This window comes from Amycolatopsis nivea (assembly GCF_004522235.1).
GTDB classification, from domain to species: Bacteria; Actinomycetota; Actinomycetes; order Mycobacteriales; family Pseudonocardiaceae; genus Amycolatopsis; species Amycolatopsis nivea.
In genome coordinates, this window is the sequence record NZ_SDLT01000033.1 from 83603 (window position 1) to 107344 (window position 23742).

Annotated in this window: 24 protein-coding genes; 12 read left to right on the forward strand and 12 right to left on the reverse strand. The window is 68.5% G+C overall.

Features of this window, described 5'->3' with window-relative positions:
* Positions 1-22: 22 nt before the first annotated feature.
* Genes EIZ44_RS31795 through EIZ44_RS31805 form a run of 3 tightly spaced genes read right to left on the reverse strand, consistent with a single transcriptional unit; the run spans position 23 to position 1841 of the window.
* Positions 23-421, reverse strand: coding sequence for an arsenate reductase ArsC (locus EIZ44_RS31795; protein ID WP_134669722.1), 399 nt, complete (start codon positions 419-421; stop codon positions 23-25).
* On the reverse strand, positions 418-1482 hold the full coding sequence (arsB, locus tag EIZ44_RS31800; RefSeq protein WP_134732822.1) for an ACR3 family arsenite efflux transporter: 1065 nt from the start codon (positions 1480-1482) through the stop codon (positions 418-420). The genes EIZ44_RS31795 and arsB overlap by 4 nt, the downstream gene beginning before the upstream one ends.
* Positions 1479-1841 carry an ArsR/SmtB family transcription factor gene (locus EIZ44_RS31805; protein WP_134732824.1) on the reverse strand — a complete coding sequence of 121 codons (363 nt, stop codon included), beginning with the start codon at positions 1839-1841 and terminating at the stop codon, positions 1479-1481. The genes arsB and EIZ44_RS31805 overlap by 4 nt, the downstream gene beginning before the upstream one ends.
* Before the next feature lie 80 nt (positions 1842-1921).
* On the opposite strand from EIZ44_RS31805, the gene EIZ44_RS31810 reads away from it, so the two are divergent.
* The 3 genes from EIZ44_RS31810 to EIZ44_RS31820 all read left to right on the forward strand — a co-directional run bounded on the left by EIZ44_RS31810 (position 1922) and on the right by EIZ44_RS31820 (position 5980).
* A complete protein-coding gene (locus EIZ44_RS31810) occupies positions 1922-2371 on the forward strand; it encodes an ArsI/CadI family heavy metal resistance metalloenzyme (protein ID WP_037818266.1) in 450 nt (149 codons plus the stop codon).
* Between the two features lie 105 nt (positions 2372-2476).
* On the forward strand, positions 2477-4471 hold the full coding sequence (locus EIZ44_RS31815) for a hypothetical protein (RefSeq protein WP_240691472.1): 1995 nt from the start codon (positions 2477-2479) through the stop codon (positions 4469-4471).
* A gap of 297 nt (positions 4472-4768) precedes the next feature.
* Positions 4769-5980 carry an oxygenase MpaB family protein gene (locus EIZ44_RS31820; RefSeq protein WP_134732828.1) on the forward strand — a complete coding sequence of 404 codons (1212 nt, stop codon included), beginning with the start codon at positions 4769-4771 and terminating at the stop codon, positions 5978-5980.
* Here the strand turns inward: EIZ44_RS31820 and EIZ44_RS31825 are convergent.
* From EIZ44_RS31825 to EIZ44_RS31840, 4 genes are all read right to left on the reverse strand, one after another.
* A complete protein-coding gene (locus EIZ44_RS31825; protein ID WP_205673376.1) occupies positions 5977-7119 on the reverse strand; it encodes a TetR/AcrR family transcriptional regulator in 1143 nt (380 codons plus the stop codon). The genes EIZ44_RS31820 and EIZ44_RS31825 overlap by 4 nt on opposite strands.
* 90 nt (positions 7120-7209) lie before the next feature.
* Entirely contained in the window at positions 7210-7860 is a 651-nt protein-coding gene (locus tag EIZ44_RS31830; protein ID WP_134732832.1) for an HAD family hydrolase, read from the reverse strand.
* A gap of 32 nt (positions 7861-7892) precedes the next feature.
* Entirely contained in the window at positions 7893-9131 is a 1239-nt protein-coding gene (locus tag EIZ44_RS31835; RefSeq protein WP_134732834.1) for a metal-dependent hydrolase family protein, read from the reverse strand.
* Positions 9128-10264, reverse strand: coding sequence for an aminotransferase class V-fold PLP-dependent enzyme (locus tag EIZ44_RS31840; RefSeq protein ID WP_063762914.1), 1137 nt, complete (start codon positions 10262-10264; stop codon positions 9128-9130). Before EIZ44_RS31840 ends, EIZ44_RS31835 begins: the two co-directional genes overlap by 4 nt.
* A 173-nt stretch (positions 10265-10437) precedes the next feature.
* Here EIZ44_RS31840 and EIZ44_RS31845 point away from each other — a divergent pair, with 173 nt between their 5' ends.
* From EIZ44_RS31845 to EIZ44_RS31880, 8 genes are all read left to right on the forward strand, one after another.
* Entirely contained in the window at positions 10438-10665 is a 228-nt protein-coding gene (locus EIZ44_RS31845; protein ID WP_051171722.1) for a DUF3311 domain-containing protein, read from the forward strand.
* Positions 10666-10669: 4 nt separating this feature from the next.
* Positions 10670-12175 (forward strand): sodium:solute symporter family protein, encoded by a 1506-nt coding sequence (locus EIZ44_RS31850; protein ID WP_037818261.1) that lies wholly within the window; start codon positions 10670-10672, stop codon positions 12173-12175.
* Between the two features lie 13 nt (positions 12176-12188).
* Positions 12189-12725 (forward strand): helix-turn-helix domain-containing protein, encoded by a 537-nt coding sequence (locus EIZ44_RS31855; RefSeq protein WP_037818260.1) that lies wholly within the window; start codon positions 12189-12191, stop codon positions 12723-12725.
* Between the two features lie 74 nt (positions 12726-12799).
* Positions 12800-13735, forward strand: a complete 936-nt coding sequence (locus EIZ44_RS31860) for a helix-turn-helix transcriptional regulator (protein WP_037818259.1) — start codon at positions 12800-12802, stop codon at positions 13733-13735.
* Positions 13736-13784: 49 nt separating this feature from the next.
* On the forward strand, positions 13785-14612 hold the full coding sequence (locus EIZ44_RS31865; RefSeq protein ID WP_037818258.1) for a dioxygenase family protein: 828 nt from the start codon (positions 13785-13787) through the stop codon (positions 14610-14612).
* Between the two features lie 148 nt (positions 14613-14760).
* Complete coding sequence (locus EIZ44_RS31870) at positions 14761-15123, forward strand: YciI family protein (protein ID WP_037818257.1); 363 nt, start codon at positions 14761-14763, stop codon at positions 15121-15123.
* Positions 15120-16325 (forward strand): RNA polymerase sigma factor, encoded by a 1206-nt coding sequence (locus EIZ44_RS31875; RefSeq protein WP_134732836.1) that lies wholly within the window; start codon positions 15120-15122, stop codon positions 16323-16325. The genes EIZ44_RS31870 and EIZ44_RS31875 overlap by 4 nt, the downstream gene beginning before the upstream one ends.
* Positions 16325-17170 (forward strand): carboxymuconolactone decarboxylase family protein, encoded by an 846-nt coding sequence (locus EIZ44_RS31880; protein ID WP_134732838.1) that lies wholly within the window; start codon positions 16325-16327, stop codon positions 17168-17170. Before EIZ44_RS31875 ends, EIZ44_RS31880 begins: the two co-directional genes overlap by 1 nt.
* A gap of 47 nt (positions 17171-17217) precedes the next feature.
* Here the strand turns inward: EIZ44_RS31880 and EIZ44_RS31885 are convergent, their stop codons facing one another.
* Positions 17218-18105, reverse strand: a complete 888-nt coding sequence (locus EIZ44_RS31885; protein ID WP_134732840.1) for a hypothetical protein — start codon at positions 18103-18105, stop codon at positions 17218-17220.
* A gap of 197 nt (positions 18106-18302) precedes the next feature.
* Entirely contained in the window at positions 18303-18899 is a 597-nt protein-coding gene (locus tag EIZ44_RS31890; protein WP_037818407.1) for a TetR/AcrR family transcriptional regulator, read from the reverse strand.
* Positions 18900-18971: 72 nt separating this feature from the next.
* Here EIZ44_RS31890 and EIZ44_RS31895 point away from each other — a divergent pair, with 72 nt between their 5' ends.
* Positions 18972-19823 (forward strand): oxidoreductase, encoded by an 852-nt coding sequence (locus EIZ44_RS31895; protein ID WP_037818254.1) that lies wholly within the window; start codon positions 18972-18974, stop codon positions 19821-19823.
* A 143-nt stretch (positions 19824-19966) separates the two neighbouring features.
* On the opposite strand, the gene EIZ44_RS31900 is transcribed toward EIZ44_RS31895, so the two are convergent.
* Genes EIZ44_RS31900 through EIZ44_RS31910 form a run of 3 tightly spaced genes read right to left on the reverse strand, consistent with a single transcriptional unit; the run spans position 19967 to position 23536 of the window.
* Entirely contained in the window at positions 19967-22138 is a 2172-nt protein-coding gene (locus EIZ44_RS31900) for a xanthine dehydrogenase family protein molybdopterin-binding subunit (protein ID WP_037818253.1), read from the reverse strand.
* On the reverse strand, positions 22135-23097 hold the full coding sequence (locus EIZ44_RS31905; RefSeq protein WP_037818252.1) for an FAD binding domain-containing protein: 963 nt from the start codon (positions 23095-23097) through the stop codon (positions 22135-22137). Before EIZ44_RS31905 ends, EIZ44_RS31900 begins: the two co-directional genes overlap by 4 nt.
* Positions 23084-23536, reverse strand: coding sequence for a (2Fe-2S)-binding protein (locus EIZ44_RS31910; RefSeq protein WP_037818251.1), 453 nt, complete (start codon positions 23534-23536; stop codon positions 23084-23086). The genes EIZ44_RS31905 and EIZ44_RS31910 overlap by 14 nt, the downstream gene beginning before the upstream one ends.
* Positions 23537-23742: the final 206 nt, after the last annotated feature.

Consider the following 23742-nt stretch of genomic DNA (forward strand, 5'->3'; position numbering starts at 1 on the left):
TCGACGATAGACGATGAATGGGTCAGCTGGCTAGTTCGGCGAGCAGCGCCCGGACCCGGCGGTCGATCTCGTCGCGGATGGGCCGGACCTGCTCGGCCGGGAGGCCCGCCGGGTCGTCGAGCTGCCAGTCCAGGTAGCGCTTGCCGGGGAAGACCGGGCAGGCGTCGCCGCAGCCCATGGTGATGACGACGTCCGCCGACTGGACGCCCTCGACGGTCAGGGGTTTGGGGAATTCGCGGGACAGGTCGATGCCGAGTTCGGCCATGACCGCGACGACGGCGGGGTTGACCGTGTCGGCCGGCGCGGATCCAGCGGACCGGACGACGACCTTGCCGCGCGCGTGATGGTGCAGCAACCCGGCCGCCATCTGTGAACGCCCGGCGTTGTGCACGCACACGAAGAGCACTTCGGGGACGCTCATGACGCAACCGCCGCGGTCGCGAATCGGCGTCGAAGCGCGAGAGACACGTAGACCAGTGCGACGAGCACCGGGACTTCGATGAGCGGCCCGACCACTCCGGCGAGCGCCTGTCCGCTCGTGGCGCCGAACGTGGCGATCGCGACCGCGATGGCGAGCTCGAAGTTGTTGCCCGCCGCGGTGAACGCCAGGGTCGTGGTCCGCTCGTACGACAGGCCGACCGCCTTGCCGAGCGCGTAGGAGCCCGCCCACATGAGTCCGAAGTAGACCAACAACGGCAGTGCGATCCGGGCGACGTCGAGCGGGCGGCTGGTGATCTGGTCTCCCTGCAACGCGAACAGGACCACGATGGTGAACAGCAGCCCGTACAGCGCGACCGGTCCGACCTTCGGCAGGAACCGGGATTCGTACCAGGTGCGGCCCTTCGCGCGCTCGCCCAGCCGCCGGGAAAGGTAGCCGGCGAGCAGCGGGATGCCCAGGAACACCAGCACGCTCTTGGCGATCTGCCACGCGGAAACGCTCAGATCGGCTTGCGGCAGGCCGAGCCATCCGGGCAGCACGGCGAGGTAGAACCAGCCGAGGACGCCGAACATGACGACCTGGAACACCGAGTTGAGCGCGACCAGCACGGCGGCGGCTTCCCGGTCGCCGCAGGCGAGGTCGTTCCAGATGATCACCATCGCGATGCAGCGGGCGAGACCGACGATGATCAGCCCGGTCCGGTATTCCGGCAGGTCGGGCAGCAGCAGCCAGGCGAGCGCGAACATCAGCGCCGGGCCGATCAGCCAGTTCAGCACCAGCGACGGCCACAGCAGCCGCCGGTCGGCGGTCACGCTGCCGAGCCGGTCGTAGCGGACTTTCGCCAGCACCGGGTACATCATCACGAGCAGCCCGACCGCGATCGGCAGCGAGATCCCGTCGACCTCCACCGCGGACAACACGGTGTTCAGCCCCGGAATCCACCGGCCGGCCAGCAGCCCGAGCACCATCGCGGCGGCGATCCACACCGGGAGGAACCGGTCCAAAGTGGACAGTTTGCCGACGACGCCGGTTTCCGCCGTCATGCCCTAGCCTCCGCGTCGCTCGGGACGAGCACGGCCGAGAGCCGGGCGAGGACTTCCGGGTGGACGCGGTAGTAGACCCAGGTGCCGCGCCGCTCCCCCGTGATCAAGCCGGATTCGCGCAGCACCTTCAGGTGATGGGAGATCGTGGGACCGGTCAGGTCGAACGCGTCGGTCAGGTCGCAGACGCACGCTTCCCCGCCCGCGTGGGACGCGATCAGCGACAGCAGCCGCAGCCGCACCGGGTCGGACATCGCCTTGAACAGCTTCGACAACTCCGCGGCCTGATCCTCGGACAGCGGTTCGCGCGCCAACGGGGTACAGCACGCGCTGATCGCCGCCAGCAGGATTTGCTTCGACATGCGTCTATCTTGACAGATCTCTAGATAGACAGCAATCTAGGTCCATCCTGTTTCGACAACCATCTATTCAAGGAGTGCCGATGTCTCGAGTTCAGCTCGCCCTGCGGGTCGGTGACCTGGCTGGTTCGATCGACTTCTACTCAAAGCTGTTCGGCGTCGAACCGGCCAAGCTCCGGCCGGGTTACGCCAACTTCGCCGTCGCGGAGCCCGCGCTCAAGCTCGTGCTGCTGGAAGGCGAACCGGGACAGAACACCGTCCTGGACCACCTCGGCGTCGAGGTCGAATCAACCGACGACGTCAACGAGGCCAGCAAGCGGCTCACCGGAGAAGGCCTGGAGACACTGACCGAGGACAACACCACCTGCTGCTACGCCGTGCAGGACAAGGTGTGGGTGCACGGTCCCGGGCAAGAGCCTTGGGAGGTCTACACCGTCAAGGCGGATTCCCAGACGTACGGCTCCGACAGTGCCGCGCTCGCCACGTGCTGCACGTCCGATGAGGCGGCCAAGCCAGAGGGTTGTTGCGCCTGACAACCGGTGGCGCGTTCCACGGTGCTTCGCGGGCACGGACAGGCACGCCCTACGCTGCCAACGTGCCCGCTTCGGACCGGCAAGGACGGTAAACCCACCGTGCGCATGTATTTCGAGCCCGAGGACGCCGACGCGTTCGAGGCGGCCAAGGCCCTGCTGGTCCGGCGCTGCGCGGCCGATGACGAGCACGTCGATCCACTGACAGTGGAATCGGCGCTGAACTTCCGGCACCACAGCATCGACGGTCGGCTGGGCTACTGGACGACAAGTCTGGTCGCGGAATTCCTGTTGTCCTACACGCCTCGGACGCTGTCGGCCGCTCCCGAGGACGCGGCCGGCGTCCCGGACGATCTGCGGCTGTTCCTGCGCTGGCTGCACGCGAACGAACTCGCCGACCCCACGGGCGATCCGCTGGCCGACCTCGACGCCGCGGCGGTGAACGCCAGCTACGGATTCGCCGCGGCGATGGCCGACGAACGGAACTTCGGTGTGGCCAAGTTCTGGGTCATGAACGCGCTCCGGCAGGGCATCGATCCCACGGACAACGCGGCCATGGAACGTTTTCTCGACGAAGTTCGTGCGGGGAACGTCGACTTCGACGAAGCAGTGCTCGAAGAGATCGCCGCCCGGCACCTCCTCGACGGCGGCCAGCCTGAACGTGCGGTGCCGCAGCTGCCGGTGTCGCTTCCGCCGGACGCGGAGCTCGCGGAGGCAGCCGAGCGGACACCGGTCGTCGCCCGGTTGCGCGCACTGGTCGAATGGGTCGGCGACGGCCGGGCGCTGACCTCGACCGGCCAGCTGAAACTGGCCGATGCGCGCGAACTGGTGGACCTGCTGGGCACTGGCGACCGGATCGATCCGACGATCGGCGACCGGGTTTTCCGGACCCAGAGCAGCGCCGACCTGCCCGTGCTGGCCGGACTGGTCGAGCTGGCGAAAGAGATCCGCGTCGTCCGGGCGGTCAAGGGCAAGCTGGTGCGCGTCGCGAAGAACGCGCGGCTGCTCCGGGACAGTCTCGCTCTCTGGATCGCGGCGTTCGACGCACTGCCCTCCCCCGAACTCGTCGTGCAAGGACGCTGGGTGCCGCAGTACACCGTGCTGTTCGGCGAAATCATCGACATCGTGCTGCCGGACGTGCTCAACGCTCTTTACGGCTTTCCCGAACCGATGCCGGTGGTCCGGCTCGAGGAAACCGTCTGGCTGTCCTTCCTCGAAGCCGTCTGGCTTGAGGACCCGGACGATCCGGAGACGCGTCACGGAATCGGCGCCGATCTGCGCCGGGTGTTCGCCACGCTCGCGGACTTCGGCGCGGTCACGCTCACGACCGGTGCGCCCGATCCGATTTTCCGCGCCGATCTCGGCCCGGACGGGCCCGCCGGGTTTCCGCCGGACACCGATGCCCGCCTGCGGACCGCGCTTTCCGGCGAAAGCACCGAGCTGGTGAGCTTGACTCCGTTGGCGGCTCGTGCGGTCCGCGCGCGCCTGGTCGCCGAAGGCCGCCACGCGCCGCTGACCGGGGAACTGTCCGACGCCGAACCCGCCGGGTTGCTCGGCTTGCTCTCCGAGCATTACCACCCGGAGGCGGCGGAAGCGGAACTGACCGGATGGCTGGCCGCCCGCGGAGGACCGGAACGCGGGCTGCCCTTGCTGCTGGACGCGATCCGCCGCAGCCCGTTCCGCACGCGCGCGCGAGCGATGCTCGACGTGACGGTCCAGGCTCTTCCCGACGGCACCGCGGTGCTGCGGGAACTGAGCCACGACCGGCAGCTCGGACCCATCGCCGTGCAACTCCTCATCGACGACGGCGAGTTCCCGATGGAGGACCTCGGCGAACAGGAAGCACTGCGCGGCATGGCCGAGCACTTCATTCACCTGCTCGAAACCGGCGGCCCCGAGGCGGTCTCCGACACTCTCGCCACGATCCCGCCCGACGAGGTTCGCGGCTTGACCGCGAACGTGCTCGCCTGCGGCCATCCCGACGAGACGGGCTTGGCGGAGCTTCGGGAGGTGTTCGCCCGGCCGCGGCCTGGACACTCGACCGCGCATCCGCTGGCCGGGGTTTCCCGGTCTTCGAACAAATCGCGCAAGAAGCGGCGCTGAGCCCACGCGGGCGAGCACCCCGGCTGTCCTGACTGGCCCGGACCGACGTCCGGGGCTCCTGCCTGCGCGCCCGACCGATCCGCGCCCATGATCCGGACCGCATCCGCTGATGCCGGTGCCAGCGAGCGCCCCCGGCCGGTCGTTGATCCGGAGCGGCGACACCTCTTGCCACCAGCCGTCCGGTGCCGTTATGTTAATGAGAAATCACTTCTTCCGAGACTGTCGACAGGGGGCGGCGAGCAGCCCCTGGCCGGTGATGGGATGGCAACGACGCCTACCAGAGAGGCAGACAAGTACATGGAGAATCTCAGCAGAAGGAAGGTGCTGACCCTCGGCGCGGCGTTGGGCATCGCGGGGATGGCGGGCACCACCGGCACCGCGTGGGCTTGGTCGAGCAAGGGGTCCATCGCCGGGAGCGGGACGGGGGCCGATCCGTTCCAGGTGTGGGACGACAGCGCGGACGCGGTCGCCAAGGCGTTGCTGGCCGAGGGCAAAGTACCGGCGGTCAACAAGGCCTGGGAGGGCTGGATCGACAACGACGCGCCGTTGCCCGCCGGCATGCCGGACTATCTGGTGGCGTATCTGCAGCAGGTCAACAAGCTGCCGTCGTGGGCGGATCCGGCGAAGCTTGCCGCGTCGGAGAAGCTTTATACCCGGTTGAGCAGTTATCTGTTCGTCTCGGAGACGCTCGGCAGCGGGATCATGAGCACCGTCATTCCACGGGAGGCGCGGGCGGTTTACTGGTCCGCCGGCGGTGCGGACATGAAGCAGCGGGCGGCCAAGACGTTCACCTTCGGCTACGACCTGCACAACTCCAAAGCTTGGGCGCCGGACGGGCATTTCGTCGTTACAGCCAACAAGACTCGGCTCGTGCACGCGGCGGTGCGGAATTTGCTGCCGACGTCGGCGAAGTACCAGGCGGGCGCGGATCAGCCCAAGCCGATCAGCAACGGGGACATTTTGCGGACGTTTCATTCCGTGGCGACGTTCGCGCGCAGCAACATGCTCAAGTGGCACATCGCGTTGTCGACGGCGGAGCAGGACGCGGATCTGCATGCCTGGCAGGTCGCACTGCATCTGCTCGGCGTCCAGGAGCAGTTCATTCCGCAGACCTGGGCGGACGCGGAAGCGCAGGCGCAGCAAATGTTGTGGCCAGTGCTCGGGCCGACCGAGGAAGGGGTCAGCCTGGCGAAGACGTTGCTCGGGTACATCGAAAATCCGACGCTCGGGCTCGATTCCGGGTTCGTCAACGAACTGGTGCGGTATCTGCTCAACGACCAGATGGGCGATTGGCTCGGACTCCCCCGCGACTACGCGCAGGCGGCATTGGTGCGGATCGAATGGCCTGCCTATGTGGCATTCCGGGAAGGGGCGTCCAAGATCATGCCGGGCAGTTTCTATCTCTTCGATCAGTTCGTGCGCGGCATTTCGATGCTGTACCTCAACAACGGGACCTCGCCGACGCAGACGCCGATCACGCTTCCGACGGCGAATCGGCCGGGAGCCTAGAGACCGAGTGCGCTCAACAGGAAAGCGGTAGCGGCGGCGCGGTGGCCGGGAGTGTCCTCCCACCGCAGCCGCCGGCCGGTTTCGACTACTGCGCCGAAGCCCGCGTGCACCAGTACGCGGGCTTGGTGCGCGTCCAACTCCGGCCGGGCCAGGCGGAGTTGTTGTTCCCAGACAGCGATGTGCTCGCGTTGGGCGAGGATCAGCGGGCGTTGCAACGCGGCGGGCAGGCCGCCCAGTTCAGCTGCGGCAACGTTGGTCAATGCGGTGTGTTCGAAGCTGTACGCCACGTAGGTCGCGGCCAGAACGGGCAGGGCTTGCGCACCGGTGGTGCCGTGGAGGTTTTGTTCTACGGCTTGCGACAGGAGTCCTGCGGCTTGCAGGCAGGCTGCCGCCAGAATCTCGGCCTTGTTGGGGAAATGGCGATACAGCGCGGAAGGCACTATGCCCACGGCTTCGGCGATGCGGGCGTTCGTGACGGTCGCGAATCCGTCGCGCTCGAACAACGGCACCGCGGCGGCGAGGATCTGCGCGCGGCGGGTCCGTGCGACGGGCTGGGCGGGCAACTCCACCGACGGCGCGGTCGGGGTGATCGTCGACGTGGCGAGGCGGAGGGCGGATTCGGTCAGCAAGTTCTCGGCGCGATGGTGGGCGATCGACGTGCGGTGCATGGTGATCGAGCCGATCGCGCCGAGTGCGGCTACGGCCCGGAGGTCCGCGTCCGGGGACGGCTGCACTACCTCGGTCACGCGCGCGACGACTTGGGCGAATTTCGCGCTCAGCACGCGCCGGTCCGGTCGGTCGAGGTAGCGGGCTTCCCAGCGGTACAGGCCGCCGGACTCGCGGTGGGCGACCGTGACCTGGGCCAGCGGACGGAGGACAGCCACGGCTGGTGCGTCAGCGGGCACCGCGTCGAGGGCTGCGACGAGGCGGTCCGCCATCACGTTGGCGCACTCGGTGAAGAGGGCGTACTTGTTCGGGAAATGCCGGTACAGCGCCGCGGCGGTGATCCCGACGGCGGCGGCGATCTCCTCCATCGACGCCGCGTGGTAGCCGCGCTCGCTGAAGGCGCGGCCCGCCGCTTCGACGATGAGCTGCTTGCGATTGCGCGGACGCGTGGCCGCAGCCGGTTCGGAGGTCACTGCGGACCCCGGAGACTCGGATGCGGAAGCACGGCCATGCCGGCCAGTCAATCACGAGACGGGCGGGTCTTCACGCGGGCGGACGCGTGGTTACCGCCACCGCCGGATCCAGGCCAGGAGGTCCGCGTCGCGCAGGGACGGGACCACGACGTCGGCGGGGAACTCGGTGCCGGACAACGTCGGGACCCCGACCACTGGCACGCCGGCGGCGCGGGCGGACCGAAGGCCGGTCATCGAGTCCTCGAAGGCGAGGGCCGAAGCCGGAGCCACGCCTAGCCGGGCGCAGGACGTCAGGTAGATCTCCGGAGCTGGCTTCGGCGCGACGACCTCGTCGGCAGCCACGCTGATCGAGAACTCGAAGCCGCCTCGCTTCAACGCGGCTTCCAGGAGTGCGCGCGGCGAGTTGCTGGCCACCACGACCGGCACCGCGGCGGCGGCCAGTTCGACCAGTTCGTGGGCACCGGGCATCGCTTCGGCTTTCGCGGACACCACGTCGGTCACCATGGCCAGCAGCTCGTCCGCGATCGAGGGACCGTTGCCCGGTTCGCCGAAAACCTCGGCCATGGTGTCGGCCGCCGCGGCGAGCGATTTGCCGATGACCAGCGCCTTCTGCTCCGGTCCGAACGGGAGTCCGCGGCGGGCGAAAAGCTCCGTTTCGCCGACCGACCAGCAGGGTTCGGTGTCCATCAGCAGGCCGTCGCAGTCGAAGACGACCGCCTGTGGCGTCCAGTCGAACAGCATTGGATCCCTTCCGTCAGCGGATCTTCAGTCTGTCATCGTCCGGCCCCCTGTTCGAGGTTTCGGCGGATGCGCTCCCGCGCAACCGAATCGCTCGTTCCCAGGTCGGTGTTGCGGATTTCGTGGCGAAGACCGTCCGCCAGGACGAAACGCGGGTGATGCAGCGAAGCCAGCGACTCGGTCGGGTCGCCGTCCACCGCGATCACGTCCGCGCGCAGACCGGGGACCAATCGGCCGGTTACGTCGGCCAGGCCGCACACGCGAGCGGCGACTGAGGTGGCGCTGGCGATCGCTTGGCGCGGAGTCATTCCGGCTTCGGCGAAGGTGTCCAGACAGTCGGCGTAGCGTTCGAAGTGCACAAGCGGGATTCCAGCGTCCGTTCCGGCGACGATGATGGCACCCAAGGCGATCAGCGCACGCAGGTTGCCGACCACGGCGTCGCGTTCGTCCCAGGGGCACATGTAGTCCGCTGCGGTGCAAGCGGTATTCATGGTCGGGCTCACGGCGATTCCGCGGGAAACGATCATCTCGGCGATTCGCGGATCGAATTCCGTACCGGTACGGGTGACCCAGCCGCAGTGTTCGATGCAGTCGACCCCGGCGAGTACGGCTCGTTCGATGCCTTCGACGCCCAGCGCGTGTGTCGTAACCGGCAGCGAACGGTCGTGTGCTTCGGACACCAAAGCGGTCAGCTCGTCCACGGTGTAGCGCGCTTGCGCCGGATGGCTGCCAGGGGTCATGAAGCCGCCGGTGGTCATGACTTTGATCAGGTCGACGCCGTCCTCCGCGTGCTGTTTGACCCTCGCGCGGACCTGGTCGACGCCGTCCGCGATGCCGCCCATGGACGCGGCGTGGCCGTTGGTGACGGTGATCGGGGCGTTCGCGGCGAGGATTCGCGGAGTGGCGTTCGGGGCGGCGGCAAGCAAGTCTCGTACGCGGGTGCCCAGGGTGCCGGGCGCGCCTAGATCGCGGGCGGTGGTGACTCCGGCGTCGAGCAATCGCTGCGCGTTGGCGATCATCCGGCGGCTCAGCACGTCGTCATCGCTGGGCATTTCCAGGCTGACTTCGCCGGAACCCGGGTCCTGGCAGAGGTGGACGTGACAGTCGATCAATCCGGGCATCAGGGTGACGTCGCCGAGGTCGGTCACCGGGCCGTCCGGAGCGGAATTCCGGGGTCCGGCATAGGTGAGCACGCCGTCCGAGACGGCGACGGCGGCGTCGTGGACCAGCGGGGCGGACGCGTCAGTCAAGAGCCGCGCGGCGGTGAGGATCATGCTTGCCTCCGGTATTCCGCGAGCGCCGTGCACAGGCGGTCGATGTCGTCGGTGGTGTTGTAGCAGTGGAAGGAGATCCGCAGGTTCGACCCGCGCGGCGCGGTGACGATGCGGCGGGCGGCGAGGAAGTCCGCCAGGGCAACGGGATCGGCGTCGACCAATGCGACTTGCGGGCCGGGGCGAGCGTCGGGGGCCGGTCCGTTCAGGGTTTCGCCAGCAGCGGTGAGGCGTTCGGTGGTTTCCGCGACCAGGCGTTCGACGTGGGCCCAGGCTGCGGCGGGATCGAGGTGGCTGAGGACTTCGATGCCGGCGCGGGCGGCGTAGGCGGCGGGGATTCCGGGAGTGCCGGATTCGAAACGGCGGGCGCTGGTCGGGACGTCGAGGAGCGCGGGATCGAAGTCCAACGGGTCGACGCGGCCGAACCAGCCGGTCATCCGCGGCGGCTGGTGGTCTTCGACGCCGCTGCGGGCGAACAGCACCGCGATTCCGGGCAGGCCAAGCAAATACTTGAGGGTGCCGGTGACCAGATAGTCGCAGTCCAGTTGTGTGACGTCTACGGGGACGACGCCGACCGCTTGGTAGGCATCGACTAAAACTCGGGCCCCGACGGCTCGCGCGTGTTTGGCGATTTCGTTCACCGGTTGCAGGGAACCGTTGGTGTACAAGGCGAACGGGATCGATACGAGCCGAGTCGACGAGCCGATCTGAGCCCGGTAAGCCTCGATCACCCCGAGCGAACGCATCGCGTCCTGGCTGACCCACCGCATCTGCTCGCGTGCCGGACGTTGCGCGTGCAGCACCTGCCCGACGCTGGGAAACTCCGACGCCATCGACACAATCACGCCGCCGTCGTCGAAGTCGACCGCGTTGACCGCCTGAAAAGCGGCGTGCGACGCAGAGGGCACCAACGCGATCTCGTCCGGGTGCGCGTGGAGGAAACCCGCCGCGGCGGTGCGCAAACGCTCGACTTCGGTCATCCACGGACCCCACGGCGCACCCTGGTCGCGCAGCGAATACGCCAGCTCCCCCAATGCCGCGGTGACCTGCGTGGAAACCGCGCCCTGGCTGCACGAAGCCAGGTGCGTGGTGTCGGCCAAACTGGGGAACTGGGCACGGAACCGGTCGGGATCCACGAGTCACCTCCGCGAGAACTGCCGTCAGCCACAGTGAACAGTGAGCACTTCCACTGCGCAACCCTCTCTCGCGTCGCCACGATTGTCGTGATTGACGCAACACAAGTCATCGCTCACACTGATGCACATTCATCCAGGCTGAACACATCGACGTGGGTAGCTGAGGAGCGATCATGACCCGAACCGCACCAGGCAACCGCCGCCGCTGGCATTGGCTTCTGCTCGTCGTCCCGTTCGCGTGGTGCGTCGCGGCGATCCCCCTGGTCAACCGGATCGACTACGTCTTCGGCTCGATCCCGTTCCTGCTGGTGTGGATGACCGCGGGCGTGCTGATCGGCTCGGGCGCGATCGGTCTCGTCTACGCGATCGACCGCCGCCGCGGCGACCTGGACCGGGTGTAGCGCGATGGCACTGGCACTCGCTCTCCTGATCGCGGTCGGCTCGATCGTCTGGGGCACCGTCGCCGCCGCGCGCGGCCGGGCGATGAATCTGCAGGAATGGTCCGTCGGCGGACGCCGGTTCGGCACCTGGCTGTTCTGGTTCCTGCTGGTCGGCGAAACCTTCACGACGTTCGCGCTGCTCGGCGCGTCGCAGGGCGTGTTCAGCAACGGCGCGCCCGGGTTCTACGTCCTCGGCACGGTCGTGCTGACCGCGGCGGTCGGCTACTGGGTGGTGCCGAAGATCTGGCGCGCGGGCAAACAGCACGGCCTGGTCACCATGGCCGACTACTTCACCACCCGCTTCGAAGCCCGCTGGTTCGGCGGCCTGATCGCGGTCTTCGGGATCGTCGCGCTGCTGCTGTACGCGCAGGTCCAGTTGACCGGGCTCAGCCTGATCCTGGCGAGCCTGTTCGGCAGCGAGGTCCCGTCGCTCGTCTATGTCGTCGCCGGCGGGGCGCTGGTCGCCGGGTTCGTGCTGGTCGGCGGGATGCGCAGCGCCGCGTTCACCGCGATCGTCAAGGACGTCCTGCTGATCGCGATCCTGCTCGTGGTCGCGATCGGCGCGGCGGACGCGGCCGGCGTGAGCGGTCCGCTCGGCGTGTTCGACGCGATGAAACAAGCGCATCCGAACGGCGCGACACTGCCCGGACTCCACGGTTCGACCGCCACGAACACCTGGTGGTGGATGAGCTTCCTGCTGCTCACACCGCTGGGCTCGTTCGCGCTGCCGCACATGTTCCAGGTGTCCTACAGCGCGAAGGACGTCGCGACGATCCGCCGCAATCAAGTCGTCCAGCCGCTGTATTCGCTGTTCTACGTCCTGATCGTGATGATCGCGCTCGCCGCGGTGCTCGCACTGCCGAAGCTGACCGACAAACAGGCGAACGCGTCGCTGCTGATTTTCGTGCGCGAGAAGTATCCGGAATGGGTCATCGGGTTGCTCGGCGGTGCGGGCATTCTCGTCGCGCTGGTGCCGACCGCGGTGCTCGTGCTCGCGGCCAGCAGTCTGTTCACCCGCAACGTGCTCGGGGCCCGGTCGAAAAAATGGGCCTCGTCGCTGACTGCGATGCGCGTGGGCGTCCTCGTTTTCACTGCGCTTTCCGTACTTCTTGTCGCGCACAGCAACGAAAAACTGCTGAGCATCATGACGAACGTGTACAGCGCCGTCGGCCAGCTGGCTCCCGCACTGTTCCTTTCGATGCTGTGGCACCGGGTCACCGCGCCCGGACTGGCGGCGGGTGCGTTGTGCGGCGGGCTGATCGTCGGCGTGCCCGCGCTCGGTTCGCTCGTCGCGCACGCGATGCCGCCCGGAACCGTCGTCGGATTGCCCGCGCTCGTCGTCAACCTGATCGTGACGGTGGCGGTCAGCCTGGTGACCCGCCCGCCGTCGCGCACCGCGGTCGAAGTCGGGGCAGGGGACCGCCCAGCGGGACCCGCGGAGGCCAGTGACCTGCGCCGGAGCACCGTTTGACGATAATGATCGGGTGACCGTGACGAGGATCCGCGAATTCCGCACCCTGCGCGGGCTGACCGTGCGCCAGCTCGCCGACCAGGCGGGCGTGTCGACCGGGTTGATCAGCCAGGTCGAGCGGGGCGTCACCGACCCCAGCCTGGAAACCATGCGGCGCATCGCCGAGGTGCTCGACATCCCGCTGTTCAGCCTGTTCCAGGAGCCGGACGAGGAAACCGTCGCGGTGATCCGGCACGACGACCGGTACCGGATCTCCTCGCCGCACCACGCGATCACCTACACCCGCGCCTCCCCCGGCGGCGCGAAGCTCGAGGTGCTCGAAGGCGTGCTCGAACCCGGCGGCGCCTCGTCCGACGAACTGCGCTCGCATCCCTCCGAGGAATGCGTGGTGGTGATCGCCGGACGGCTGACCGTCCAGGTCGGCGAGCAGACGCACGTGCTCAAGACGGGCGACAGCTGCCACTTCGATTCGACCATCCCGCACCGCTTCCGCAACGACGGCCGGACCACCGCCCGTTTCCTCGTGAGCGTCACTCCACCGAGTTACTGATACTTCCGTCGGAAGTATCGTGGCCAAAATTGGTCTAGACTTTTCGTTCCGAAACCGGCGAAAAGGACGGACTGATGCGAGGGACGACGGTGCCTCCGGGAATGTGCTGCCGACCGGTCAAAACCGGTGAACTTCCGCTGCACCGGCTCGAGGTGCCCGCGCCCGACGCGGTGCCGTTCGCGGTCGGGTCTTTCGACGCGGTGGGCCCGTTGTCGAGGGCGGAATTCCCGCACCGGCACACGTTTTACGAAATCGTGCTCGTCACCGGAGGGACCGGCGCGCACGTGGTCGACCTGACGCGGTGGGAGCTGAGCCCGCCGCACCTCGGCGTCGTCACGCCGGGCCAGGTGCACCACTGGGAGGCGAGCGAACTCGCCGGATCGGTCGTGCTGTTCACCGACGATTTCCTGTTCGACCATCCGGCCGACCGCGAAACCCTGCGCAGGCTGCGCGAACGGCCGTGGCTGCGGCTGGACCGGGCCGAACACGACCGGACTGCGCGGCTGATCGCCGAACTCGAGGAGGAATTCCGCCGCGGCGGCGAGGACGGCGAATCCGTGCTGCGCGCGCTGCTGCACGTGTTGATCGTGCGCGCCGGGCGGCTTCCCGGGATTCCGTCCGCGCCGGCACCCGCCCGCGCACGTGCGGTAGCGGCGGAATTCGCGCAGCAGGCGGAAAAATCCGAGCTGGGACTGTGGTCGGTGCGCGCGCACGCCGAACGGCTCGGCGTCACTCCCGGCTATCTCACCGAAGCCGTCAAGGCGGCAACCGGGCGTACCGCGGCGGAATTGGTGCGCGAGGCGCGGACCCAGGAGGCGAAACGGTTCCTGCTGCGGACGAATCTGTCCGTGCGACAGGTGGCCAGCCGCGTCGGATTCGCTGACCCGGCCTACTTTTGTCGGTTCTTTCGGCGCGAAACCGGGTTGAGCCCCGGCGGATTCCGCCGCACCGGCGACACCGCCCCGAAGATTCACCACGACTGCATGACTCCGTCCATCGCTGCGGGCTGATCTCCTCCCTACCGTCGAGGGGAATCCCGAGCCCCACCGAGGAGCAGGCATGGACGAAGACAGAAAGTTCAGCCGCAAGGCAGTGCTGAAGGCCGCGCTGGCCGCCGGAGTCGCCGCGCCGGTGGCACTCGTCGGCGGCCCCGCCTTGGCCCGCACGAATTTCGCCGGCGGGCAGAAGGTCGAGCCCACCCCGTACTGCCACGACGGCGACGAGCCGACGATCGACCAGACCGAAGGCCCGTACTTCAAGCCGAACTCCCCCGAGCGCAGCGTGCTCGTCGACGCCAACACCCCGGGCCAGCGGCTCACCGTGAGCGGCTACGTGTTCGGGCTGTCCTGCCAGCCCGTCAGCCGCGCACTGCTGGACTTCTGGCAGGCGGACGTGAACGGCGCGTACGACAACGTCGGCTACACCTTCCGCGGCCACCAGTACACGAACGACCTCGGCGAGTTCAAGCTGACGACGATCGTGCCCGGCCTCTACCCCGGCCGGACGCGGCACATCCACGTCAAGGTGCAGGCCCCCGGGGAGCCGATCCTGACGACCCAGCTGTACTTCCCGGGCGAACCGCGGAACAACACCGACACGATCTTCGACCCGCGGCTGCTCATGACCGTCCGCGACGCCCCGAACAACGCCAAGGAGGCGGCGTTCGACTTCGTGCTCAACGTCCAGCAGACGCCGACCGGCGGGCCCTCGACGAGTCCGACGTCGCCGACCGGCCAGCCCGGCGGGACGTCCTGGACCGCGGGCAAGTCGTATACCGCTGGCACGCGCGTCACGTTCAACGGGGTCAGCTACGTGTGCCTGCAGGGCCACACCGCCCAGCAGGGCTGGGAACCGCCCAACGCGCCAGCGTTGTGGCAGAAGGGCTGATCCCCTCCCCACGAGAACGGCGGGCTCCCCCGGGCCCGCCGTTCTCCGTTCTCCGGGAATTTCCGAGAAGCCCGGCACGCGCTGTCGAGTTACGGTCGACGCGTTCGTCTTCCATTGCGAACTCGCCGGACCGGCCCTCGGAGGACACATGCTGTACCTGCTGGTGATCTACAACTGCGACCGCCCGGAACCCGGCGATCCGGCCTTCCCGGACGCGCTGGCCAGGGTGAACGCGTTCGCCGACGAATGCCGCCGGCGCGGGGCGCTCGTGTCCGAGCATCCGCTGCAAGGCGAGCACACCGCCACCACGGTCAGCGTCCGCGACGGGAAGACGCTGATCACCGACGGGCCGTTCCTGGAGACCCACGAGCATCTCGGCGGCGTCTACGTCCTGGACTGCCGCGATCTCGACGAAGCCCTCGAACTCGCCGCGCTGTGCCCGATGGCCGCGGTCGGCACCGTCGAGGTGCGCCCGGTCGCCAGTGTGCCCGGGCTGACCGGCCACGCATGACGTCGCCGCTGCTGCGGGAGGTCTATCGCGAGCACCGGGCCCGGATGCTCGCGGCGCTGGTCCGCGTCCTCGGCGACTTCGAACTCGCCGAGGACGCGCTCCAGGACGCCTGCGCGCTCGCCCTGCGCAGCTGGGGCGACAAGCCGCCGGACGACCCCATGGCGTGGCTGCTGACCGCCGCCCGCAACAGCGCGATCGACCGGCTCCGGCGCGCCCGCCGCGGCCTGGAGAAGCTCGCTCAGCTCGGGGAACAGCCGGAGGTCACGGTGGATCGGTCCGAGGACAGCCTGCTCGCGATCGGCGACGAACGGCTCAGTCTCGTCTTCACCTGCTGCCACCCCGCGCTCGCCGAGGAGGCCCGCGTCGCGTTGACCCTGCAGGCGGTGGCCGGGCTGACCGCGGCGCAGATCGCGCGGACGTTCCTGGTCAGCGAGGCGACGCTGGCGCAGCGGCTGGTGCGGGCCAAACGCAAGATCCGCGACGCCGGGATCAGCCTCGCCGTACCGGCCGATCATCTGCTGCCGGAGCGGTTGTCCGGGGTCTTGGCGGTGTTGTACTTGATCTTCACCCAAGGCTACACCGCGCCGGAACACCGGGAGCTGCAACAGGAAGCGATCCGGCTGGCGAAACTGGTCGCGACGCTCATGCCGGACGAACCCGAGGCGCTCGGCCTGGTCTCGCTGCTGCTCGTGCACGATTCGCGCACCGCCGCTCGCTACACGCCGGACGGCGACGTCGTGTTGCTCGAAGACCAGAACCGAAGCCGTTGGGACCACGACGAAATCGCCGAAGCGATCGGTCTGCTGGACCGGGCGCTGCGCTTCGAGAATCCTGGGCCGTATCAGTTGCAGGCCGCCATTGCCGTCCAGCACGCGCAGGCTCGTTCCGCCGCGGACACCGACTGGGCAGCGATCGCCGGGCTGTATCAACGGTTGTACGAAACGAATCCGTCGCCGGTGATCGCGTTGAACCACGCCGTCGCGGTCGCCATGGCCACCAGTCCGGAAGAAGGCCTGGCGCTGATCGACGGTATCGACGGGCTTGACCGGTACCACCTCATGCACGCCGCGCGCGCCGATCTGCTGCGCCGGCTCGGCCGTACCGACGAGGCGATGGCCGCGTACCGGCGCGCCCACGAACTCGCTCTCAATCCAGCCGACCGGCGATTCCTCGCCAGCCGCTTAACCACCTTGGAGTCCTGATGAGACTGTCCATTCTCGACAACGGACATCGCCTGCGCGCCAAGATGTTCATGTCGGCCACGTCGAAACAGCCGCCGGACATAGTCAAGATGCTGTTGTACCGGCCCGGCTTTTTCGCCCGGCCGTTGCTGGACGTCACCGTTCCGGCGATGCGCGGCCCGTCGTTCTGGACGGCCGGGGAACGCGAATTCCTCGCCATGTCAACGGCGTTGCTGCACGAGTGCCCGTTCTGCATCGACTCGCACGCGGAGCTGACCCGGATCGCCGGACAAGGCGAGATCGACCCGTCGCGGCCGGACGCGGCGCGGCCCGAGGTGCGCACCGTTCGGGCGTTCCTGGAGACCGTCACGCTGAACCCGGACCAGATCGTGCTGCCGGATCTTCCGCCGGAGGCGATTCGCGAAGCGCTGCGGGTGAATCTGGTGTGGAACATCGTCAACCGGCTCGCGAACGCGTTCGGCTTCATGCTTCGCGAAGGGCAACTGGAGAGCGGGACCCGTGCCTTGCACAAATTCGGGTACCGGTTCCCCGGGTTTCTGCTCGCCGGTGGTCCGAGCGGCAAGCACGAGGATCCGGTGGAGAACCTGCGGTATTCCGTGTTCACTGCACCCGCGTCAACCGACCCGGCGCTGCGCAAGGCGGCGGCCAGCGGCGACGGCCTGCCCGCGCCGTTGCAGCCGTTCGCGGAGAAGGTTCGCGACGCGTCTTACCGGCTCACCGACGCCGATTTCGCCGAGCTGACCACGAAATACCAGGAAGACGAGGTCTACGAGATCGCCGTCGCCGCGGCCGTCGGCGCCGCGTTGCGCAGTTTCGATGCCGGGCAACGAAAACTCGCCGCATAACGCGAACCGGCGGCCAGGACGCACCCGGCCGCCGGTTCGCGATCCGCTCAGGGGCGGTAGAGCTCCTTGACGACGTCGATGGTGTCGTTCTTGTCGACGTGGATCTCGGCGTACAGCGGCTTCGCGCCGGTCAGCGCGTCCATCAGAGCCTGCTCGGTGCACGGGTTCGTGCCACGGCCCTGCGGGTCGAGGGCGACCTCGCCGCCCGGGCACAGCTCGGCCGCGCCGAAGACCTGCGCGGTCTTGCTCACCGGGAGCCGGTAGGTCTTGGCGTCAGCCGGGACGAACTGGCCGTTGTCCGGGCCGCCCTTCTTCCAGGTGACCAGCTGGAACTGGGCCATGTTCACCGAACGGTCGAACCCGGCGAACTGCACAGTCTGCGTCGTGTTCGGGAAGCGGCGCGTCGGGGCGGCGGGCTGCTGGCCGCCGGTGCCGCCGGTCGGCGCGGTCTTGATCATGAACTCGGTGCCGCCGTCCTTGCCGCAGTTCACGACGCCCTGGGCGAATTCCTCTTCCGCGCCCAAGGCGCAGTCCCAGTGCCCTTCAATGCCGAGAACCCGGTGGCCGGGGCCTTCGCCCTGCGACGGCGCCAATTCGTAGTATTTCGTCATCACGTTGAATGCTTCGGTGCAGCCGGGAATGGTTCCGTTCGCGCTTTGCACTGCGATCAGATCCATTTGCTTGCCGCCAGCCGGGCCGACCTGCCCGCCGTGCTTGCTGCAGTTGACATCGCCGTTCGACGTGGCCGCGGTGCCTGCCGCACCTGCGGAACCGCCCTGCGGGCTCTGCTTGACGGCCGCCGCGTCGGAAACGCTCTTCGCCGCGGAACCATTTCCGTCGACATTGTTTCCGCTGCACGCGGAAAGCAACGCGGTCGCAGCGACCGCCCCGCCGACCATGACCAGCTTCATCGACTTCATCGCGGTGAATCCCATTTCGTGCTCCCCGTGTCTTTTGGCGAATCTCTGCCCACAAAGACGTGAAGCACCGAATGACGTTGCCTCGAAGTTCCGCGGAGAGCCATCGTTGCCCCAATGTCGCGCCCGCCTGGTCCGTGCGGGCACGACCTCGAAGGGCGTCGCAACCCGCTAGTACACGTCGGTCTCCGATGTGCCCGCCGAGCGGCCAGGCGCTAGGCCGGGATGCCGAGCGCCGCCAGCCACACCCGGGTCAGCGTCGCGGCCGCGTCGTCCAGCGAACTGTCCGCGATAAACGCCTGATAGAAGACGCGTTCGGTCATCCAGACCAATGCCGCGGCGACCTCCGCCGCGGTCCCGGACGGAAGTCCGGAGCGTTCGGCGACGCCTGCCATGGTGTCGGCGAGCGCGACCACCGCGGAGCGCCACGCCTGGTCGATCGCCGGCACTGACGGGGAGAGTTCGACCGCCGTGCGCATCACCGTGCCGTGCTCGCGCCACATCCGCGCGGTCTGCTCGAGCCCTTGCCGGACCGCGTCGCCGGGAGCCGCGGCGGCCGCGTCCACCGCGGCGACCTCGGCGCGCAGCTTGGTCACCGTCCGCTCGACCAGCGCGGCGAGCACCTCGTTCTTGGACCCGAAGTAGAAGTAGAGCGCGCCCCGGGTGATCCCGGCTTCCTGCGCGATCGTGGCGACGGTCATGCACGCCCCGCCCGTCTCGTTCAGCTGCTGCTCCGCCGCGTCGAGAATCGCGCGTTCGCGCAGGTCTCCTTTGGTCGGAGCCGTCCGGCGGCGGGTGCTTCGCTCTTCCACCTGCACGTTCTATCACGCCGACTATTTTTGACGCTGTGCAGATTTTTCTCGACGCGGTGTAGAGTTTGCTGCATGACCAAGCTCTTCCTGATCACCGGCGCCAGCTCAGGGCTCGGCCGGGCGTTCGCCGAGGCCGCGCTCGAAGCCGGCCACACCGTCGTCGGCACCGTCCGCAAGCAGGCCGACGCCGAGGAGTTCGAGCAGCTCCGGCCGGGGAAATCCCTCGCGCGCATCCTCGACGTCACCGATGACGAGGCGGTGTTCCGAACCGTCGACGAGATCGAGGCCGAGGTAGGGCCGATCGACGTCGCCATCGCCAACGCCGGGTACGGCCACGAGGGCGTCTTCGAAGAGTCGACGATGGCTGAGCTGCGCGCGCAGTTCGAGGTGAACGTGTTCGGCGTCGTCGCGACGGTGAAGGCGGTGCTGCCGTACCTGCGGCAACGGCGGCGCGGGCACATCCTCGGCGTGACGTCGATGGCCGGGCTGATCACCGTGCCGGGCACGTCGTTCTACCAAGGCAGCAAGTACGCCGTCGAAGGCATTCTCGAAACGGTGGGCAAGGAAGTCGCACCGTTCGGCGTGCACGTCACCGCGATCGCGCCGGGATCGTTCCGCACCGACTGGGCGGGCCGGTCGATGGTCCGCACCGACCGTTCGGTGCCGGACTACGACCAGGTGATGAACCCGATCCGCGACCACCGCCTCGCGGCCAGCGGCAAACAACTCGGCAATCCTCAGAAGGCCGCGGAGGCGGTGCTGCACATCCTCGACGTGCCGAACCCGCCCGCGCACCTGGTCCTCGGCTCCGACGCCCTCCGCCTCATCGCGAACGGCCGCGCGGCGGTCGACAAGGAGATCTCGGAATGGGCGGAGCTGAGCCGGTCCACGGACTTTCCGGACGGGGCTCAACTGCCTGGCTGAGCCGCGGTGAACATCCGCGAGGGGAAACGCGGAAAAGGCGCAACCGCGCTGCGGCGCACTCCCCGACGAGCCGCGAAACCGCCGAGTCCGAACCGCCGGTTAAGCCGGAAGGGGGCGCCCGCACCCGGACGCCCCCTCCTCGGTCACTCCACCAGCAGATCCTCGATCATGATCGGAATGCTCCGCACCCGGATGCCGGTCGCGTTGCACACCGCGTTCGCCACCGCGGCCGCCATGCCCACCGCGCCGATCTCGCCGACACCACGGGCTCCGACCGCGTTGTGCAGCGTGTCCGGGTACTCGACGAACTGCACGTCGATCTCCGGGATGTCGGCGTTGACCGGCAGCAGGTAGCTCGCGAAGTCCGCGTTCGCCGGACGTCCGCTCGGCTCCGTTTCCAGCCCCTCGTGCAGGGCCGCCGAAACGCCCCAGATCATGCCGCCGGACAGCTGGCTCCGCGCCTGCGTCGGGTTGATGATCCGGCCGCCGTCGAAGACGCCCAGCATCCTCGACACCCGGACCTCGCGGGTCAGCCGGTGCACCCGGACCTCGCAGAACTGTGCGCCGAAGGAGCTGAACGAATGCTTCGTCATCTCCTCGCCCGGAGCCGAGGAACCCCTGGCGGACAAGGATTCCCGGCCGATCGCGCGCAGCAGTTCACCGAACGGCATGGTGCCGTTGTTGCCGTGCAGCAGCCCCTCGGCGTACGTGACGACCTCGCCCTCGAACGGCGCGCCCGGCTCGGCGGCGAGCGCCACCAGTTCGTCGAGCAGTTCGGTGGCCGCGAGCATGATCGCGGTGCCGGTGCTCGCCGTGGCGGTCGAGCCGCCGGACATGCCGCCCGGCGCGAACCGGGAATCGCCCAGGTGCGGGGTGACGCGTTCCGGGTCGATGTCGAGGGATTCGGCCCCGATCGTGGCCAGCACGGTGAGCAGCCCGGTGCCCGGGTCCGCCCCGCCGGTGGACACGTCCGCGGTCCCGTCCGCGTTCAGCACGATCTCGACCGTCGCCGGGAAGCGCAGCCCCGGGAACATCGCGGTGGCCGTGCCCATGCCGACGAGCCAGTCCCCGTCGACGTGCCCGCGCGGCGACCGGTTCGCCCAGCCGAACCGCTGCGCCCCGACCTCGTAGCACTCGTCGAGGTGCTTGCTCGACCACTGCAGATCGACGCCGGGAGGAGCGAGCGAACTGTTGCGCTTCCGCAGTTCGATCGGATCCATCTCCAGCGCGATCGCGAGTTCGTCGATCGCGCTTTCGAGCGCGAACGAACCCGACGCCTCCCCGGGTGCGCGCATGAACGTGCCCGGCGGGATGTGCAGCGGCACCATTTTCTGGCTGATCGACAGGTTCTGCGTCGAGTACCACTCGCGCGAGGTGCCGTGCGACGTCGGCTCCACGAAGGACCGGCTCATCGACGTGGCCGACCAGGAGTCGTGCTGCACCGCGATCAGCGTGCCGTCGCGGTCCGCGCCCAGTGCGATCTTCTGCACCGTGGCCGGCCGGTTCGCCGTCGCCGTGAACACCTGCTCGCGGGTGAGCGCGCACTTCACCGGACGGTCGAGCGCCTTGGCGGCGGCCGCAGCCAGCATCCCCGGAGCCGAGGTGCCCGCCTTGCCGCCGAACGCGCCGCCCACGTACGGGTTCACCGCGTGCACAGCCGACGGCTCGATGCCGAGCACCCCGGCCATTTCCATGGCCTGCAGGTAACTGGCCTGGTTTCCGCTGTAGAGGGTGAGCTCGCCGCCGTCCCACTTCGCGACCGCCGAATGCGGCTCCATCGCGGCGTGGTTCTGCGTCGCGGTGCGGTAGGTCTCCGAAACGACGACCGCGCTCTCCGCCAGTGCGTCCGCGATGGACTCGACACCGTCGGCGAGCACCTCGATCGACGGCGCGCTGCCCCGGCTTTCCGGTGCGTCCTCCGCGGTCGCGAGCCCGTCCTCCATCGACGTCAGCGCGGGCTTCTCCTGGTAGGAGACCTCGATCAGCCCCGCCGCGTCCCGTGCCTGTTCGAACGTCTCCGCGACGACCAGCCCGATCGGCTGCCCGTAGAACACCACGTCCCGGTCCTGCAGCGGGAGCCACAAATCGCCCATCAGCTGCGACTTGAACGGGTGCAGTTCGAGCGGGTCGAACGGGCTGTAGACGCTCACGACCCCGGGCGCGCTCTTCGCCGCGGTGACGTCCATCGCGGTGATCTCGCCGTGCGCGATCGTGCTGAGCACGATGTACCCGTACAGCATGCCCGGGAACGTGCGGTCCAGCGCGTAATCGGCCTGGCCGGTGACTTTCCGCGGACCGTCCAGCCGCGCACTCATGCCCGGCTCCCTTCGGTCAGTTCGAGCAGCGCGCGGACGATCGTCCGCTTCAGCAGCGAAGGTTTGAACACGTTGCCGGACAACGGCTTTGCCCCCTCGACGGCCACCGCGGCGGCAGCGGCGAAGGCTTCCTCGGTCAGCTCCGCGCCGCGCAGCGCCTCTTCCACGGCGGGCAGCCGCCACGGAACCGTCCCGACTCCGCCAGCCGCCACGCGGGCGTCGGCGATCTTCCCGTCGCGCACGTCGAGCGCGACCGCCGCCGAGCACAGCGCGAATTCGTACGACTGCCGGTCGCGGATCTTGACGTACGTCGAGTTCTCCGCCCAGTCGAGCCGCGGCACGCGCACCTCGGTGATCAGCTCGCCCGGACGCAGGTCGTGCTCGATCTCCGGGGTTTCGCCCGGCTGCCGGTAGAACTCGGACAGCGGGACCGTCCGGGTGCCCTCGGCGCCGGCCAGCACGACCTCCGCGTCGAGCGCGACCAGCGCGACCGCGACATCGCTGGCGTGGGTGGCCACACAGGAATCACTGGTGCCGAAGATCGCGTGCATCCGGTTGACGCCGGAAATCGCCGAACAGCCGCTGCCCGGAGCACGCCGGTTGCACGGCATCGCGACGTCCCGGAAATACGAGCACCGGGTGCGCTGCATCAGGTTTCCGCCGACGCTGGCCATGTTCCGCAACTGCTGCGACGCGCTGAGCAACAGCGCGCGCGAGATCGCCGGGTACACGCCGGGATGCGCGGCGATGTCGCCCATCCGCTCCAGCGCGCCGAAGCGCAGGCCGTCCGCGGTGTCGATGCCCCGCAGCGGAAGGTCGTTGATGTCCAGCACCTGCTGCGGGGTGAGAACGTCGAGCTTCATCAGGTCGACCAGGGTGGTGCCGCCCGCGAGATAGGTGCCCGCGCTGCCCAGCGCGTCCTCGACGGTGGCGGGTGCGGTGAGCTCAAACGGTCGCATCGGCCTGCCTCGCCTGCTCCACGGCGCGCACGATGTTCGGGTACGCCGAACAACGGCACAGATTTCCGGACATGAACTCGCGGACGTCGGACACGTCGTCGCGCACCGCGGCGACCGCCGACATCACCTGCCCGGACGTGCAGAACCCGCACTGCAGCGCGTCCTGGTCCACGAACGCCTGCTGCACCGGGTGCAGTTCGTCCTCGGCGGACAGTCCTTCGACGGTGGTGACGGGACCGCGCACGGCGGCCGCGAGCGTGAGGCAGGACAGCACCGGCTTGCCGTCGACGTGCACGGTGCAGGCGCCGCACTGACCGCGGTCGCAGCCCTTCTTCGGGCCGGTGATGCCGAGCCGCTCGCGCAGCGCGTCCAGGAGGGTCACTCCCGGATCGACGCCGAGCTCCTCGGTTGTTCCATTGACTTCAAGGGAAATGTCCACAGTAGGGTTCGCTTTCCCGCAGCCCGTCCGCGGCGGACGTCCTGCGGCGTGATGGTGGTGGTGACGGCCCTTCGGGAACGCGAGCCGCCGGAGGTTAAACCGGATATTCATCCGCTTGGCTCGCTTTGACCGAGGCTAGCGGATTAGAATCCGCTACGCAACGAAGTGGAGCTACTCCAGGTGACGCTGGAGCAGCTCCAGGTCAG